Below are 15,819 nucleotides of genomic sequence, written 5' to 3'. Positions count from 1 at the left end.
CCTGCCTGCTCAGAAGGCGCCTTCGGCCTTCAGTTTTTCTGCTTTTTCAGCGTTGTACCACCAGAAATCCAGATTTCCCAGAGAATAGGGGGGAAGCGGATCGGGGTGCTCGAAGATGTCGTAATAGGCCACCGTGTGGGCATTCTTATACCACTGCGGGATCCAGAAGCTTTCCGCGCGCAAGACCCGGTCAAGCGCCCGTACGGCGGTTTTCATTTCGGCTTCGCTCTCGGCAGCCAGCACCACATCGATCAGCTTGTCGACAGCCTCGGAACGCAGCCCCATCTTGTTGAAGGTCGAGGTATCGGCGGTTTGGGACCCGAAATACTGGCGCAATTCGGAACCCGGGATGTAACCGGTGCTCAGAAAGCCGGTGACCAGATCAAAATCATACTCGGGAGGGCGTTCGCGATTGGTGGCCTGCGCGTTGTCGACCCGCTCGTGCACCGCATCTACGCCCAATCGGCGCAGGTTTTCCACATAGGGGTTGATGACACGATCAAAGGTTTGACTGTCATTCAGAAACTCAACCCGCAGGGTTTCACCGATGTCATTGCGGCGCATACCGTCGTCGCCAACAATCCAGCCGGCCTCGTCCAGCAACGCTGCGGCGGCGCGCAGGTTCTTGCGATCCAACTGACGTGCGCCTGACGTCGGCGCATCCAGCGGCGGCTGATCCAGCACGCCGGGGGGCAGGATATCGGCCAAAGGTTCCAGAATTGCCAGTTCTTCGGGCGACGGCAGGCCCTCGGCGGCCATGTCGGTGTTTTCCCAGAACGAGTTCACCCGCGCATATAGGCCATAAAACAGTTTCTCGTTGGACCATTCAAAGTTGAACATCAAGCCCAGCGCCTGACGCACGCGGCGGTCCTGTAGATGCGGGTTGCGCGTGTTCAGAATAAAAGCCTGATTGGTCGCTTTGTTCCCGTCGGGCAGTTCGACTTTCTTGACCTGACCGTTTTCAACCGCAGGGAAGTCGTAAGACGTGGCCCATGTTTTCGAGGAAGCTTCGTTGCGGAACGTATAGGTGCCGCCTTTGAACCCCTCGAACGCCGAGTTGTAATCGGCGTAGTATTCGAGCCGCAGGGTCGCAAAGTTGTTGCGACCGATGTTGATCGGCAGGTCGGCACCCCAGTAATCTTCGTTGTAGCCGTAGACAGAGGTCTTCCCCACATCCAGCTCTTTAACAACGTAAGGGCCCGAGCCAAGCAAAGGCTCCAGAGAGGTCTCTTCAAAGTCGCGGTCATTGGCAATGTAATGCGCCTTGGAGAAAATCGGTATGCTGCCTACGTCTTGCGGCAGATCGCGTTTGGGGGCATCCGTCTTAAAGGTGAACTTCACCTGATGCGGGCCCAGAGCCTCGGCGGTTTCAACCTTTTGCGTCAGCTGCGCGCGATAGCTGGGCAGGCCTTTGTCGCGAAAAGTTTCATATGAAAACACGACGTCTTCGGCGGTCAGCGGGCTGCCATCAGAGAATTTGGCCTCGGGGCGCAGGTTAAAGATCACCCAGCTCCGGTCCTTAGGGTATTCCAGCGTTTCACACAGCAGACAGTAGCCCGAGCCGATCTCATCAGCCGTTCCAGCCAAAAGGGACTCGAAAAACACGGACGACAGGCGTTCCGCACTGCCTTTGATCGTATAGGCGTGCATGTTGTCATACGAGCCAAACGCCCAGATCGAAATCTCGCCCCCCTTAGGGGCATCGGGGTTTACGTAATCCAGATGCGGAAAATCAGCGGGGTACTTAAGTTCAGCGAAGGTCGATATCCCATGGGCTTTGATCACCTCTTCGGCCCGCGCCATCGGCGCCGCTGCCAGCAAAGCAATAAGCCCGGCACCCAACGCCCAGCCCGCCCAGTTTGGCGTGGATTGTGCCTTGGAAATGGCGACGGCCTTCGCCCTACGGTGATCGTGCATGAAATCCTCCTGTTTATCGAGACGTGGTCCCGAATGCGTCAGGGTCAAGTAAAGGCGGGGCTGCGCCAGTGTTCAAGTTGAGATTGCGTGAACAGACGTGATCGCACAAGAAAAAGGCCGCCCCGGATGGGACGGCCTTAGACATTTCGATAGTCGCGGGAGGCTTAGCCGCCCAGAGACTGAAGGTAAGCTACCAGATTGGCGCGGTCTTCAACCTTGTTCAGACCTTTGAACGACATCTTGTTGCCCGGTGCGTAACCTTTGGGGTTCTCGAGGAAACCGTTCAGGTGCTCCGGGGTCCAGTTGTCGACAACCGCAACCAGTGCGCCCGAGTAACCAAAGCCATCAGCCGAACCTGCAGCGCGGCCAACAACCCCATTCAGGTAAGGGCCTGTGCCGTTGTTGCCATCCACTTTGTGGCAGGCTTTACATTTCTTGAAAACTTTCTCGCCGCTGGCAGCATCAGCTGCGGCCAGATACTCAGCGAAGGGAACTTGCACTTCTTCTTCCGCGGCTTCTTCAGCCTCATCGGCGCCCGTGTCGATGACATAGGCTTGCTGGTGATCATCACCATGACCATGACCGCCGCCCGTGTGATACAGCGATTCTGCCGCCCAACTTCCCAACAGGAAAATCAGAAGCGAGCCGCAAACGGCGCCGATAACCTTAGTAATCGTCATTGTGTCAAACATGACGCTCTCCCGTAGTCTCTGCTTTGCGGCACATCTACGCGCTTCCCCTTGGGTGATGCAAGGTGTAGTTACCGCGAACACCCGGAAGAAAGCGAAGAAAGTGCGATGAACAGCATCAAGACTGGGCGGATTGCCTTCCAAGGAGAGCCTGGAGCCTACTCGCATCAGGCCTGCCACGAGGCTTACCCTGAATTAGAGGCCCTTCCCTGCAAAACCTTTGAGGGCGTTATCGAATCTGTCCGCGAAGGGCGTGCCGATCTGGCAATGCTGCCGGTCGAGAACTCGACCTATGGCCGGGTCGCCGATATTCATCGCCTTTTGCCTGAATCCGGGCTGCACATTATCAACGAGGCCTTCGTGCGGGTGCACATTAACCTTTTGGGTGTCAAAGGGTCGCAGTTGGACAAGGTCAAAACCGCACAAAGCCACACAGTTTTGCTGGGCCAGTGTCGCGCCTTTTTGCGCCAGCATGGAATCGATCCGCTGACCGGGGCTGATACCGCGGGCTCGGCAATGCATGTGGCAGAACTGGGCGATCCTACGCAGGCGGCGCTGGCCTCGGAACTGGCGGGCGAGATCTACGGCCTTGAGGTTCTGGCCCGCCACATTGAGGACCATGACCGCAACACCACCCGCTTTTTGGTTATGGCGCGCGCACCTGACCTGTCGCGGCGTGGCCCTTCTGGCATGATGACCAGCTTTGTGTTCCGCGTGCGCAACATCCCGGCAGCGCTGTATAAAGCGATGGGTGGTTTCGCGACCAACGGCGTCAACATGACCAAGCTGGAAAGCTATATGGTGGACGGGTCTTTCTCGGCAACGCAATTCTATGCCGATATCGAAGGCCACCCGGATGACAAAAACGTGCAGTTGGCCTTGGAAGAACTGGCCTATTTCACCAGTCAGATGGACATCCTGGGCGTGTATCCCGCCGATCCGCGCCGCAAATAAGCGGCGCGCGATTTAGGCAAAGCCGACGGTATTGCCGCCCAATCGGGCTTCCAATTCTTCGGCATAGTCGTGAACGCTTTTCTTGAATTTGCGGGTCAGGCCACTCTTGGCCAGCCGCAGAGACTGCAGGAAAAGGCGCGCGGTCAGGGTGTTGGGTTTCATCTCCATGACGACGCTAAGGCGGGTATGGCGCTGAGACAGCTTCAGCAGTTCGATCTGAAACATGCCGTCGATACCGTTGCTGTGGGTTTTCAGCTTAATCACTTCGTCAGGGTCGAATTCAACCAGATCAGCGGTGAGCGTCCGAAAACGACCACGATACTTGAACTTGCACAGCCAGCGCATGCCTACGCCCGGCGCGGTCAGGTCATCAATACGGTTCAAATCCGCGCCCCGGCGCAGGATCGCACGTTCATAGGATTCGAAATCCGACAACACAGCAAAGACCTGATCGATCGGGGCTTCGATGTCTTCTTTAGTGGTGAATTTCATATGTTGCCGCGCCGTTTTGAATGCCGCTCTTTTCTGGCGTTAATCCAGACGATCCGCAAGCCAGTTTTCAAGTAAAAACCGCGCAATCGCGCCGGAACGCGCCGGAGCGATTTCAGAATGCTCACCTGCAAAGGAAAGCAGCATTTCTTCGCGGCTGACCCAAAGGGCATCTTCGATCTCTTCGGGATCAATCTTGATGTCATCCGTGACCGCCTGCCCGCGACACCCCATCATCAAAGACGCCGGAAACGGCCAGGGTTGTGACGCCAGATAGCTGACACCTCCGACACGAATTCCTGCTTCTTCAAAGGTTTCTCGGCGCACGGCGGCCTCGATCGTCTCGCCCGGCTCAACAAACCCGGCCAGCAGTGAATACATCCCTTCGGGCCATCCCGGCGAGCGCCCCATCAAAACTGAATTGCCCCGGGTAATCAGCATGATCACTACCGGATCAGTGCGCGGAAAGTGATGCCGCCCACAGCTGGAGCATGTGGCCTGCCACCCCGCAAAGCTTCGGGTATTTGGGGCGCCACAGTTTGAACAGAACCCATGACTGCGGTGCCATTCGAACAGCCCACGCGCCATCGCGGCATACTCTGCATCGCGCGCTGACAGACGCGCCATAACACGTCGCAACTCGGCAAAACCGACGGTTTCAGGCAAATCCGGGTGATGCTGCAAAGACAGGTCGACAAACGCATTCAGATCTTCGGGCAGAACATCGGGCTGCCAGTCGGACAAATCCGCGGCAAACCTTGCCTGCCCGTCCTCATCAAGCCCAAGGAACACCGCATCGCATTGTCTGGCCGAAACCAGCGGGTCTTGCGCGCGCAGCCAGTGCAACTGATCCAAACTCTCGGCGAGAACCAACGGCTTACCACGCCAGAGCGGCACAACCTGCGTGTCAGGCTTTTGCCAGAGCTGCGCCATCTGCTGCGCATCCCCGCGCAGATGAGCCGCGCGATCCAGCGCTGAACCGCCAAAGGTAACTGTCTCTGCGTGTTGCATGTTCGCCTCACTCTGTGTCGGCGCATTGGTGCCACGGAGGCCCAACGTTAGCAATATTATAAAAACTCGCCTTAAGCGCGATTTCCATCTCGCCCCCGCAGAAAATTCATCCTAGTGTCACGGCAACGAAACGCACCGCGCGAACAATGCCGTCGCTGTTTAATCGCAGGGGCGCAAAGTGGTACGTACTGATACAACTGATCTGAACCGCCGGGCATTCTTGTCTGGCAGTATTGCGGGGGCGTCCTTGATCGCACTGCATCCATTCTCGGCCCGGGCGGCGGGCAACCAGGCGCATCTGCGCATCATGGAGACAACCGATCTCCATGTGCATGTGTACCCCTATGACTATTACGGGGATCGCCCGGTGGACACCGTGGGCCTTGCCCGTACTGCGACCCATATCAGGGCGATCCGGCAAGAGGCCACGAACTCGATCTTATTGGACAACGGGGACTTCCTGCAGGGCAACCCGATGGGTGATTACATCGCCTATGAACGCGGCATGAAAGAAGGGGACATGCACCCGGTGATCACCGCGATGAACACCGTTGGTTTCGACGCCACAACACTGGGCAATCATGAGTTCAACTATGGTCTGGATTTCCTGGTGAAATCGCTTGCCGGGGCAGATTTCCCGGTAGTGTCGGCAAATGTAATCAAGGAAAAAGGCAGTAGCGCCCTGCGCGATACCACGTTGGTCAAACCTTATGTCATCCTGAAACGACACGTCACCGATGGCGCGGGCCAGCGTCATCAGATCAACATCGGCCTGATCGGCTTTGTGCCGCCGCAAATCATGAACTGGGATCGCCGTCATCTGGAAGGCAACGTGCAGGTACGCGACATTATTGAAAGCGCCGCCGCCTATGTGCCGCAAATGAAGGAAGAGGGCGCGGACCTGATCGTCGCCCTGTCGCATTCAGGTATCGGGCGCGCCGACCATTTTGACGGCATGGAAAACGCCAGTGTCCCGCTGGCTGCGATTGATGGCATAGACGCCGTGCTGACCGGGCACAGCCACTTGGTTTTCCCGTCCTCAACCTACGAAGGCATGGCCGCCGTCGATGCCAAGGCTGGCACGATACACGGCAAACCCGCCGCGATGGGTGGGTTCTGGGGCTCGCATCTGGGGTTGATCGACTTGATGATCGAACGCTCGGGCAATGAATGGCGCGTGATAGGTCATGCGACCGAGGCCCGGCCAATTTTCAAGCGCAGCGAAGACCGCAAAGTGCAGCCTTTGGTCGACAGCCAGCAATACGTGCTGGAGGCGCTGGCCAAGGACCACGAAGAAACACTGGCCTATGTCCGCCGAGCTGTGGGCAAAACCACTACACCGCTCCATTCCTACTTCGCTCTGGTTGCGGATGATCCTTCGGTTCAGATCGTGGCGGACGCCCAACAATGGTACGTGCGCGAAATGATGAAAGGCACGCCGCATGAGGGGCTGCCTATCCTTTCCGCGGCAGCGCCATTCAAGGCCGGAGGGCGGGGCGGGCCCGAGTATTATACCGACGTACCAGTGGGCGATGTCGCGATCAAGAATGTCGCCGATCTGTACCTTTATCCCAACACCCTGCGCGCCGTTCGGATCAGTGGCGCCCAGTTGCGCGACTGGCTGGAACGCTCGGCTGGCATGTTCAACCAGATCACACCGGGGCAGCCGGATCAGTTGCTGTTGAACCCGGATTTCCCCAGCTACAATTTCGACGTCATCGAAGGGGTCGACTATGAAATCGACCTGAGCCAGCCTTCGAAATACGCCGAACGTTCGGGCGAGGTTATCAACCCGGGTGCGCGCCGGATCATCAACCTGACCTATCAGGGCAAACAGGTCGCGCCGAACGATGAATTCATCGTCGCAACAAACAACTATCGCGCAGGCGGTGGCGGGCACTTCCCCGGCAATGACGGCACAACGGTGGTGTTCGAGGCCCCTGATACCAACCGCGATGTCGTTGTGCGCTATATCGTTGAACAAGGCACCGTCAGCCTGCAGGCCGACGCCAATTGGCGCTTTGCCGCCCTGCCGGGGACCAGCGTGTTGTTCGACACCGGCCCTAAGGCCGCGCAATATGCTGACAAGGTGCCGGGCATGTCGATTTCTCCGGCGGGCGAGGCCCCCGGCGGGTTTACCCGGTTCCGCATCGACTTGTAACGAACCGACATAAATCTTGCGTCAGGCTCTCTCGACTTATCGGGGGGCTTGCTTATCTCTGGCATTGAAACAGGAGGGCGCGAGATGCGGTTCAAAGCGGTTATTTTCGACATGGACGGCCTGTTGCTGGATACCGAGCGTGTCGCGCAAGAGGCCGGTGTCGAAGCCTGCGCGCAGATGGGGCTGGACGTGCCGTATCAGTTCTTTGTGGATCAGCTGATGGGCAAAGATCACGAAACCGGCGCACAGCTGCTGCGCGATTTTCTGGGCCATGATCTGGATATGGACCGGCTGAACACCTTGTGGACCATCGCGTGTGACCGTCGGTTCGAAAACGGTGTGCCCTTGCGACCACGCGCGGTCGAGATGCTGGATCTGGTCGATGCGCTGCCTCTGCCCAAAGCCATCGCCACCTCGACCCAAACCAAACGTGCGTGGGAAAAACTGGGCCAAGCCGGGCTGGACCACCGCTTTGACACGCTTGTTGGATTCAACTGTATTGCCAACCCCAAACCCGCGCCTGACCCCTACCTAGAGGCCGCCAGCCGTTTGGGCCACGCCCCGTCCGATTGCATCGCCTTTGAAGACAGCGAAACCGGCGTGCGCGCCGCGCTTGCAGCTGGCATGACAGTTGTCCAAGTGCCCGATATGAAACCGGCCCCCCTTGGGCTTGCCCATTTTATAGCGGATGATTTGATCGCGGGGGCGCAGGCGGCTGGCCTCGCGCCCTGAGCGGCCCGATTTTTGTGCATTCGGTAAAAGTTTGCCCAATCGGTCAACAAATGCATATTCTGCAATGCAGTTGACCTTGCCACCCCCTCGTCGCTGATACGCGGTACGGCCATGGTCGACGCGATTTAAGTGCGAGGAAGAAAAGATGCTTATGAAATCTCTGGCCATCGCCGCCGCCGCTGCGATCAGCGCCACGGCTGCTCTGGCTGAAACCAAGACCCCGTTTACACTGGACTGGAAATTCGAAGGCCCCTCGGCCGCCTATTTCGCCGCGGCCGATAATGGCCACTTTGCCGCTGCTGGGCTGGATGTTGAAATCAGCGCCGGGAAAGGCTCGCTGGATGCGATCCCCAAGGTTGCCACCGGCGCGTTTCCCTTTGGCTTTGCCGATATCAACTCTTTGGTGAAATTTCTGGATCAAAACCCCGGCGCGCCTGTCACAGCCGTGATGATGATCTACGACAAACCGCCCTTCGCTGTGGTGGGCCGCAAGTCGCTGGGCGTTGAAACGCCGAAAGACCTTGAAGGTAAAGTCCTGGGCGCCCCGCCGCCCGATGGCGCATGGGCCCAGTTCCCGCCGTTTGCGTCTGCCAACGATCTGGACGTCAGCGCGATCACGGTTGAACCCGTAGGATTCCCAACCCGCGAACCGATGCTGGCCGAAGGCAAAGTCGCCGCCGTCACCGGGTTCTCGTTCTCGTCTTTCCTGAACCTTGTGCGTCTGGGCGTGCCTGAAGACGATATTTCCACCATCTTGATGGCGGATTATGGCCTATCGCTTTACGGCAACGCGATCATTGTGAACACAGAATTTGCCGAGGCCAACCCAGATCTGGTCAAAGGCTTCCTGGGCGCCGTTGCCGCCGGTTGGAAAGACGTCATTGCGGACCCCGCGGCCGGTGCCGCCATGGTTGCCAAGCGAAACCCGGCCGCAGATGTCGACCTTGAGGCCTGGCGTCTGAAACTGGCGATCGACGACAACGTTGCCACCGATTACGTCATGGAAAACGGCATGGGTGGGATCGACGCCGAACGTATGGAGGCCGCCTTGGCCCAGATCGGCGAAACATACGAGTTCAAGTCAGCGCCTGACGCGTCCCTGTACTTCACCGACGCCTATCTGCCCGAAGGCAACTTCGCGCTGAAATAAGGCCCTAGCGCGCGGGCGATGGTTCTTTGCCCGCGCGCGCTTCTTTCTGGACAATCTGCCATGACCGAACCCGCTCTCATCGAGATCAAGGGCGTGACCCACGCCTATCAAACCGCAACGGGCCCCCTGCCGGTGCTGGACAATCTGAACGTATCGGTGCCCGAGGGCACGTTCACGGCCGTCGTCGGCCCATCGGGCTGCGGCAAGTCCACCCTGACCAAGTTGATCGCAGGGCTGTTGCGCCCTGACCGCGGTGAGGTTTGGTTACATGGTGAACGGGTCAAATCCCCGCGCAAAACCGTGGGCATGGCGTTTCAGAACCCAGTGCTGCTGGAATGGCGAACCATTTTGGACAATGTCATTTTGCCGCTGGAAATCGTCGCGCCGCGGATGCCCAAGAAAGACAGGATCAAACGGGCCGAGGAACTGTTGGCACTGGTTGGCCTTGAGGGTTTTGAAGACAAGCGCCCCTCGGAACTGTCGGGCGGGATGCGGCAACGGGCCTCTTTGTGTCGGTCCTTGGTACATAAACCCGATGTGCTGATCCTTGATGAACCCTTCGGCGCGCTGGATGCATTTACCCGCGAAGACCTGTGGCAAACCATGCATGAACTGCGCCGCCAGGAACCCTTCACCTCGCTGCTGATCACCCATGATCTGCGTGAAAGCGTCTATCTGGCCGACGAGGTCATCGTGCTGTCGGGCCGCCCTGCCACCACCCAGTTCGTGCTGGATGTCGACCTGCCGGGCGAACGCGCTTTGGATGTGCTCTATCAACCCAAAGCTGTCGATTATCTGGCCACCCTGCGCCATCAAATCCAGATCGCCCAAGGCCGCGCAACCCAAGAGGAGGCCGCCCAATGAACAGCACGCTTTACAAAGTTGGTGTCCCCTTGGCCGCAGCCATCCTGTTCTTGTTGTTCTGGGAATGGCTGGTCTGGGTCAACGGTTGGCCGAACTATAAAATGGCGTCGCCCAGCGATCTTGTTCCGGCCTTCTGGAAATATCGTCTACTGTTTATCGAGAACGGCTGGCAGACCCTTTGGCGCACAGTTGTCGGACTGTTGCTGGCGGTGATCGCGGGTACGGCTTTGGGTATGGTCATGGGGTTCTCAAAACTGATGCGCGATGCGCTCTATCCGCTTTTGGTCGGCTTCAACGCCATCCCCAAGGCCACCGTTGTGCCGATCCTGGCGCTGATGTTTGTAGGTGAGCACAACCTGAACACCATTCTGATCGCTTTCATGATCTCGTTCTTTCCGATTGCCGTGTCGGTGTCGATCGGGCTTAGCACGCTTGAACCTGAATATCGTGATATCCTACGATCCCTGGGGGCCTCGCGTGTGACGATCTTCTGGAAGATCGCCCTGCCCAAAACTCTGCCCGAGTTCTTTGGCGCGCTGAAGGTGGCAGTGACGCTGGCCTTCATCGGCACCAACCTGATGGAAATCGTCAGCCCCCACGGCCGCGGCCTTGGCTCGCTGTTTGACAGTGGCAAAATCAGCGCCGACTACCCGCTGATGTTTGCCGTGCTGCTGGCTTTGGCCTTCTTGGGGATCGTGCTGTACTACATCGTAGTGCTGCTGGAAAAAATCTTTGCAGGCTGGGCTGAACGCGCGCCAGGATAAGCTGGCACACCCCCGGGCTTGCGAATCCCGGGGGTGAAGCTTATGTAAACCCTCGAGAGGTTGGCGCGGGCAGGCACCTCGCCAACCCGGTCAGGTCCGGAAGGAAGCAGCCGTAACGAGCCCCGCTTGGGTCGTTGTCCAGCCTCTCACCTTATTCCCCCTTCGGCTGAAGACGCGCGCGCAGATACTCAGATAATTCGGGGTCACCCGACTCATCGGCCTCGCGCCCCAACACGGGGGCGCCGTGATCCAATGCAAGCTTGGCGCAGGTGATGTAATCTCGGTCCGCGCGGTTGGGGCAATTGTCCGCGCCATGCACGATGGTGCCCAATAACGTTCCGCCATACCCGTTGACATGGGTCAGGTCACAGCCCAGCCCCAGAAGCCACCCCATGACCTCGGGCAAGCCTTCCCAAGCGGCCAGATGCAAAGGCGTCATGCCGAAACTGTCGGCGCGCTCATGCGGCCAGCCAGCTGAGACCAACCGCATGGCATGAGGCAATTTTCCCGGCATCGCGATGATCTCGTGCAGCAGGTTCTCATATCCGACAGGAAGCCGCAGCGGATCAAACCGTCGCTCTCGTATCACCTCCCCCACCGCGACGTCGGCCAAAAGCACTTCATCCGCGTCCAGCGCCAAAGCGCGCGTTCGGGCCTCGATGGCCCGGGCGAGCGCCCCCTGTCCAAAAACCCGTGCATAGCCATAGGCGGTGCGCCCCTTAAACCTCAGCGACGGGTCCGCCCCCGCTTCCAGCAGTAGTTCCACCATCCGCGCATCAACGCCCCGACGCGCGGCCTGATGCAAAGCCGGGATCACATAGGGCGCTTCGCCACCCACCGGGTCGGCGTTAAACTCCTGCACCTGCGCCCCGGCGCCTAACAACACCTGCACCGCCGTGTGATCATTAAAGTCGATCGCCCTGAGCAACGCATTGGTCCCGCGCGGCTCGGCCCCGGCCGCCAGCAGCATGCGCAGCCCTTTGTGATGGCCCAGCTCGGTCGCGTGATAGAGCGACTCGCCATCATTTGGATCAGCGCCATGATCCAGCAACCATTGCCCCAAAACCATGTTATCCGCATGGCCAATCGCTCCATAAAGCGCCGACAGCAAATGATCGTCGCCGGGCTGAAATGGAAAACCGTCATTCACATCCGCGCCGTGGTCCACCAGCATCTCAGCGATGGCCAGCATATCGGCCTCCAGCGCTGGGTCTGCGTGAATCCACTTGGAAAAGGCCAGATGCAGGATGGGACGACGCGGACCAAAATTTTGCGTGGCCAACGTCGGATCATTGGCAAGCATCCGCGCCACCGCCGCGCGGTTCAGCAATGCCACCTGCAAGCCGAACGCCCCTTCGGCAAGATCGGGCGTGTCCTGCAGCAATTGGCGCACCACGTGGTTTTGCCCGTGATAGAGCGCGATCTTCAACCTTTGCTGCCGTGCTGCCCGATCCAGCCCGACGGTTTCAGCGGCAACCTTCAGGCGCGGCCAGCTTTCAAACCCTTGCTCACGGGCAATCACGTGCAAAAAATCAGCATATTTAGGGGCTTCTCGCGCGGGCACGTACTGGCGCAGCCGAATTTGTGCGGCATCCTCGCCCGCCTCATAGCCGCGTTTCAGGGCCTTGGCCTGGCGGCGCAATTTGTCCAGGGGATCAGTCATCGGTTTTCTCCTCATCCGCCCGAAGATCCGCTGACCGGGCCAGAGCTAAACCGACAGGTTTGTCTGTAACTGCAATAGGGGCGCCACAACAGCTTTCCGCGGATCAGGGGGCCGCCCCATACGGCCCATGCCCAAAGGCTAGCGCAGCGCTGGACGTGCGGCAAGCCAGCGCATAGTCTGTCCCCTGCTGAGAATCCCAAGGTGACCATGTCCGACACGCACGATACCGGCTATCAGGTGCTGGCCCGCAAATACCGCCCCGCCAGTTTTGCCGATCTGATCGGACAAGAGGCGATGGTGCGCACTCTGCGCAACGCGTTTGAGGCCGACCGCATCGCGCAAGCCTTCATGATGACCGGCATCCGCGGCACCGGCAAAACCACCACCGCAAGGATCATCGCCAAGGGCATGAACTGCATCGGTGCCGATGGCACGGGCGGCCCTACCACCGACCCTTGCGGGATGTGCGAGCACTGCGTCGGGATTGCCGAAGGGCGACACGTGGACGTGTTGGAAATGGACGCGGCCTCGAACACCGGGATCGATGATATCCGTTCGACCGTGATCGACAATGTGGCCTACGCGCCCAGCTCGGCTCGCTACAAAGTCTACATCATCGACGAGGTTCACATGCTGTCCAAAAGCGCTTTCAACGCGCTTTTGAAGACGCTCGAAGAACCCCCCGCCCACGTTAAATTCATCTTCGCGACCACGGAAATTCGTAAAGTGCCGGTGACGGTGCTGAGCCGGTGCCAACGATTTGATCTGCGCCGCATCGAGCCCGAAGTGATGATCGCCCATCTGCGCAAAGTCGCCGATGCCGAAGGCGCCGAGATCGCCGAGGATGCCCTGGCGCTTATCACCCGCGCCGCAGAAGGCTCGGTTCGGGATGCCATGAGCCTGCTGGATCAGGCCATCAGCCATGGTGCGGGCGAAACCACCGCCGATCAGGTCCGCGCGATGCTGGGGCTGGCGGATCGGGGCCGGGTATTGGACCTGTTTGACCTGATCATGAAAGGTGACGCGGCTGGGGCGCTGTCTGAACTGTCATCGCAATACGCTGATGGCGCTGACCCGATGGCCGTGCTGCGCGATCTGGCCGAAATCACTCATTGGGTCTCGGTCATTCAGATCACCCCCGAAGCCGCCGAAGACCCGACCGTTTCGCCCGACGAACGCGCCCGAGGCCGGGCCATGGCGGATGGGTTGCCGATGCGGGCAATGACCCGCATGTGGCAGATGTTGTTGAAAGCAATTGAGGAGGTGTCCGCTGCGCCGAACGCCATGATGGCCGCCGAAATGGCGATCATCCGGCTGACCCATGTGTCGACCCTGCCTTCGCCCGAGGAATTGGTGCGCAAGTTGCAGGATACGCCGCCACCTCCGCCGCCCACAGGTGGGGGGGGAGGACGCCCCGGCTTAGCCGGAGCATCCGCGCCTGCGGCGAGCGGGGGGGCCTCGGCTGGCGCCTCGGCCCCGTCATCCAGCGGCGGACCGGTCATGGCCTTGGCTCAGGTGCCCGAAGCGGGATTGGTGCGATATGCCAGTTTTGAGCATGTCGTGGAACTGATCCGCACCAACCGTGACGCCAAATTGTTGATCGAAGTAGAGACCTGCCTGCGGCTTGTTAGCTATTCTCCGGGCCGGATCGAATTTGAACCCGCGGGCAATGCCCCGGCCGATCTTGCCGCCCGACTGGGCGACCGGCTCCAGCGTTGGACCGGCGCCCGTTGGGGCGTTTCCGTCACCGGTTCGGGCGGCGGTAAGACGATTGCCGAAGAGCGCGATGCCGACCGTCTGGCATTGGAGGCCCAAGCCGCCGCCCACCCTTTGGTGAAAGCGGTGTTTGAGGCCTTCCCCGGCGCCAAGATCACCGATATCAAGACCCCAGAGGCCATCGCCGAGGCCGCCGCTGCAGAAGCGCTGCCCGAGGTGGAGGATGAATGGGATCCCTTCGAAGAAGAATAAGGAGACAGCGCAATGCTGAAAGGTTTGGGCGGGCTTGGCGACATGGCCAAGATGATGAAAACCGCACAGGAAATGCAGGGCAAAATGGCCCAGCTGCAAGAAGATCTGGCCGCGATGACCGTCACCGGTGAATCGGGTGCCGGGCTGGTCAAGGCCACCGCCACTGCCAAGGGCGAGCTGACCGGACTGGATATTGACCCGTCGATCTTTCACCCCGACGAAAAGGAAGTCGCCGAGGACCTGATCCTTGCCGCGATCAAAGACGCGCAGGCCAAAGCGACCGAACGCAGCCAGCAGGAAATGCAGAACCTGACCGAAAGCCTGGGCCTGCCGGCGGATATGAAACTGCCGTTTTAATGGCCGACAGCACCCGCGACATCGAGGACCTGATCGAGCTGATGGCTCGACTGCCGGGGCTTGGCCCCCGCTCCGCCCGTCGCGCAGTGCTGCATATGATCAAGAAACGCGCGCTGTTGATGACGCCGCTGGCCGATGCTTTGCAGCAGGTTGCGGTGACAGCGCGCGAATGCCTGAGCTGCGGCAATATCGGTACCCACGACATTTGCGAAATCTGCGAAAGCGAAAAGCGTAACACCGGCGAGATTTGCGTGGTCGAGGACGTCGCAGACCTGTGGGCCATGGAACGCGGCCAGATGTTCAAGGGCCGCTATCACGTGCTGGGCGGGACGCTGTCGGCACTGGATGCTATCGGCCCCGACGAGCTGCGCATCCCACAACTGATCACCCGCGTACAAAACGACGGCGTTCAGGAAGTGATTCTGGCGCTGAACGCCACGGTCGACGGCCAGACCACCGCCCATTACATCGCCGACCAGCTAGAGAAACTGGACGTACGGGTGACCTCTCTGGCCCAAGGCGTGCCGATTGGCGGAGAGCTGGACTATCTGGATGACGGCACGATCAGCGCGGCGCTGAAGGCGCGCAAGAGTTTCTGAATGAGCGCCCCATCTGCAAGTGGGGCGCCATAGCTGGGTTCAAGCGGCATTGTCCAAAGGATGCGGGGTGCGAAAGCCGATGGCAAGCCGATTCCAGGTATTGATCGTGCCAATCGCCACCGAGATGTTGACGATCTCAAACTCAGTGAAATGTGCCTGCAGCTCGGCATAAACATCATCCGGCGCGCCGCCTTCTCCGAGCCGGGTCAGCGCATCGGTCCAGCGCAGCAACGCCCGCTCTTTGGCATCATATATGGCGGCCTCGCGCCAGACATTGACCAGGGCAATCCACTGCTCATTGAAGCCATCCTTACGGGCCTCCTTCACGTGCATGTCCACGCAATAGGCGCATCCGTTGATATGCGATGCACATAACTTGATGAGGTGGATAAAACGGGGCTCTAGCCCTGACTTCTGTGAAACGTAATTTTCGAGTTGAAGCACCGCATTCAACGCGTCCGGTGCTACGGCAAAGTGATCAATTCTGGTGTCCATGGTTTT

15 protein-coding genes and 1 other RNA gene are annotated in these 15,819 nt (G+C 59.4%); 10 read left to right on the top strand and 6 right to left on the bottom strand.

The genetic code is table 11. The features are described from left to right. Window positions 1-9: 9 nt before the first annotated feature. Complete coding sequence (locus ATO10_RS13550) at window positions 10-1,917, bottom strand: extracellular solute-binding protein (protein WP_051598152.1); 1,908 nt, start codon at window positions 1,915-1,917, stop codon at window positions 10-12. Between the two features lie 164 nt (window positions 1,918-2,081). Further along, window positions 2,082-2,609, bottom strand: a complete 528-nt coding sequence (locus ATO10_RS13545) for a c-type cytochrome (RefSeq protein ID WP_035252476.1) — start codon at window positions 2,607-2,609, stop codon at window positions 2,082-2,084. 105 nt (window positions 2,610-2,714) lie between these two features. On the opposite strand from ATO10_RS13545, the gene ATO10_RS13540 reads away from it, so the two are divergent. Further along, complete coding sequence (locus ATO10_RS13540) at window positions 2,715-3,560, top strand: prephenate dehydratase (RefSeq protein WP_035252474.1); 846 nt, start codon at window positions 2,715-2,717, stop codon at window positions 3,558-3,560. A gap of 12 nt (window positions 3,561-3,572) precedes the next feature. Here the strand turns inward: ATO10_RS13540 and ATO10_RS13535 are convergent, their stop codons facing one another. Further along, window positions 3,573-4,052 (bottom strand): SRPBCC family protein, encoded by a 480-nt coding sequence (locus tag ATO10_RS13535; protein ID WP_035252473.1) that lies wholly within the window; start codon window positions 4,050-4,052, stop codon window positions 3,573-3,575. Between the two features lie 39 nt (window positions 4,053-4,091). After that, window positions 4,092-5,060 carry an NAD(+) diphosphatase gene (gene nudC / locus ATO10_RS13530; RefSeq protein WP_035252470.1) on the bottom strand — a complete coding sequence of 323 codons (969 nt, stop codon included), beginning with the start codon at window positions 5,058-5,060 and terminating at the stop codon, window positions 4,092-4,094. Between the two features lie 178 nt (window positions 5,061-5,238). Here nudC and ATO10_RS13525 point away from each other — a divergent pair, with 178 nt between their 5' ends. The 6 genes from ATO10_RS13525 (at window position 5,239) to ffs (ending at window position 10,882) form a co-directional block, all read left to right on the top strand. Beyond that, window positions 5,239-7,221 (top strand): bifunctional 2',3'-cyclic-nucleotide 2'-phosphodiesterase/3'-nucleotidase, encoded by a 1,983-nt coding sequence (locus ATO10_RS13525; RefSeq protein ID WP_238323504.1) that lies wholly within the window; start codon window positions 5,239-5,241, stop codon window positions 7,219-7,221. 84 nt (window positions 7,222-7,305) lie between these two features. Next, window positions 7,306-7,953 carry an HAD family hydrolase gene (locus tag ATO10_RS13520; protein ID WP_035252468.1) on the top strand — a complete coding sequence of 216 codons (648 nt, stop codon included), beginning with the start codon at window positions 7,306-7,308 and terminating at the stop codon, window positions 7,951-7,953. A 145-nt stretch (window positions 7,954-8,098) separates the two neighbouring features. Then, window positions 8,099-9,103: an ABC transporter substrate-binding protein gene (locus ATO10_RS13515; protein ID WP_035252465.1), complete on the top strand. Its 1,005-nt coding sequence runs from the start codon at window positions 8,099-8,101 to the stop codon at window positions 9,101-9,103. 60 nt (window positions 9,104-9,163) lie between these two features. Further along, window positions 9,164-9,967 (top strand): ABC transporter ATP-binding protein, encoded by an 804-nt coding sequence (locus ATO10_RS13510; protein WP_035252461.1) that lies wholly within the window; start codon window positions 9,164-9,166, stop codon window positions 9,965-9,967. Further along, complete coding sequence (locus ATO10_RS13505) at window positions 9,964-10,731, top strand: ABC transporter permease (RefSeq protein WP_035252459.1); 768 nt, start codon at window positions 9,964-9,966, stop codon at window positions 10,729-10,731. Before ATO10_RS13510 ends, ATO10_RS13505 begins: the two co-directional genes overlap by 4 nt. A 54-nt stretch (window positions 10,732-10,785) precedes the next feature. Continuing rightward, an RNA gene (gene ffs, locus ATO10_RS16265) (signal recognition particle sRNA small type) lies at window positions 10,786-10,882 on the top strand. On the opposite strand, the gene ATO10_RS13500 is transcribed toward ffs, so the two are convergent. Continuing rightward, a complete protein-coding gene (locus ATO10_RS13500; protein ID WP_035252457.1) occupies window positions 10,883-12,394 on the bottom strand; it encodes an ankyrin repeat domain-containing protein in 1,512 nt (503 codons plus the stop codon). Window positions 12,395-12,601: 207 nt separating this feature from the next. On the opposite strand from ATO10_RS13500, the gene ATO10_RS13495 reads away from it, so the two are divergent. The 3 genes from ATO10_RS13495 to recR are packed head-to-tail and all read left to right on the top strand — an operon-like array spanning window position 12,602 to window position 15,318. Further along, a complete protein-coding gene (locus ATO10_RS13495) occupies window positions 12,602-14,362 on the top strand; it encodes a DNA polymerase III subunit gamma/tau (RefSeq protein WP_035252456.1) in 1,761 nt (586 codons plus the stop codon). A gap of 12 nt (window positions 14,363-14,374) precedes the next feature. Further along, window positions 14,375-14,719: a YbaB/EbfC family nucleoid-associated protein gene (locus ATO10_RS13490; RefSeq protein WP_035252453.1), complete on the top strand. Its 345-nt coding sequence runs from the start codon at window positions 14,375-14,377 to the stop codon at window positions 14,717-14,719. Continuing rightward, a complete protein-coding gene (gene recR, locus ATO10_RS13485; protein ID WP_035252451.1) occupies window positions 14,719-15,318 on the top strand; it encodes a recombination mediator RecR in 600 nt (199 codons plus the stop codon). The genes ATO10_RS13490 and recR overlap by 1 nt, the downstream gene beginning before the upstream one ends. Before the next feature lie 39 nt (window positions 15,319-15,357). Here recR and ATO10_RS13480 read toward each other — a convergent pair whose 3' ends face one another. Further along, on the bottom strand, window positions 15,358-15,813 hold the full coding sequence (locus ATO10_RS13480; protein ID WP_035252449.1) for a carboxymuconolactone decarboxylase family protein: 456 nt from the start codon (window positions 15,811-15,813) through the stop codon (window positions 15,358-15,360). Between the last annotated feature and the right edge of the window lie 6 nt (window positions 15,814-15,819).

The sequence above is a fragment of the Actibacterium atlanticum genome, assembly GCF_000671395.1.
Taxonomy (GTDB): Bacteria; Pseudomonadota; Alphaproteobacteria; order Rhodobacterales; family Rhodobacteraceae; genus Actibacterium_D; species Actibacterium_D atlanticum.
Note: the sequence above shows the minus strand (reverse complement) of the source record. Positions and strands in the feature narration are given on the sequence as shown.

What these genes read in the sequence shown, in the direction of transcription:
- ATO10_RS13550 (WP_051598152.1), bottom strand. Translation starts at nt 1,917, where the DNA reads ATGCACGATCACCGTAGGGCGAAGGCCGTCGCCATTTCCAAGGCACAA.
- ATO10_RS13545 (WP_035252476.1), bottom strand. Translation starts at nt 2,609, where the DNA reads ATGTTTGACACAATGACGATTACTAAGGTTATCGGCGCCGTTTGCGGC.
- ATO10_RS13540 (WP_035252474.1), top strand. Translation starts at nt 2,715, where the DNA reads ATGAACAGCATCAAGACTGGGCGGATTGCCTTCCAAGGAGAGCCTGGA.
- ATO10_RS13535 (WP_035252473.1), bottom strand. Translation starts at nt 4,052, where the DNA reads ATGAAATTCACCACTAAAGAAGACATCGAAGCCCCGATCGATCAGGTC.
- nudC (WP_035252470.1), bottom strand. Translation starts at nt 5,060, where the DNA reads ATGCAACACGCAGAGACAGTTACCTTTGGCGGTTCAGCGCTGGATCGC.
- ATO10_RS13520 (WP_035252468.1), top strand. Translation starts at nt 7,306, where the DNA reads ATGCGGTTCAAAGCGGTTATTTTCGACATGGACGGCCTGTTGCTGGAT.
- ATO10_RS13515 (WP_035252465.1), top strand. Translation starts at nt 8,099, where the DNA reads ATGCTTATGAAATCTCTGGCCATCGCCGCCGCCGCTGCGATCAGCGCC.
- ATO10_RS13510 (WP_035252461.1), top strand. Translation starts at nt 9,164, where the DNA reads ATGACCGAACCCGCTCTCATCGAGATCAAGGGCGTGACCCACGCCTAT.
- ATO10_RS13505 (WP_035252459.1), top strand. Translation starts at nt 9,964, where the DNA reads ATGAACAGCACGCTTTACAAAGTTGGTGTCCCCTTGGCCGCAGCCATC.
- ATO10_RS13500 (WP_035252457.1), bottom strand. Translation starts at nt 12,394, where the DNA reads ATGACTGATCCCCTGGACAAATTGCGCCGCCAGGCCAAGGCCCTGAAA.
- ATO10_RS13495 (WP_035252456.1), top strand. Translation starts at nt 12,602, where the DNA reads ATGTCCGACACGCACGATACCGGCTATCAGGTGCTGGCCCGCAAATAC.
- ATO10_RS13490 (WP_035252453.1), top strand. Translation starts at nt 14,375, where the DNA reads ATGCTGAAAGGTTTGGGCGGGCTTGGCGACATGGCCAAGATGATGAAA.
- recR (WP_035252451.1), top strand. Translation starts at nt 14,719, where the DNA reads ATGGCCGACAGCACCCGCGACATCGAGGACCTGATCGAGCTGATGGCT.
- ATO10_RS13480 (WP_035252449.1), bottom strand. Translation starts at nt 15,813, where the DNA reads ATGGACACCAGAATTGATCACTTTGCCGTAGCACCGGACGCGTTGAAT.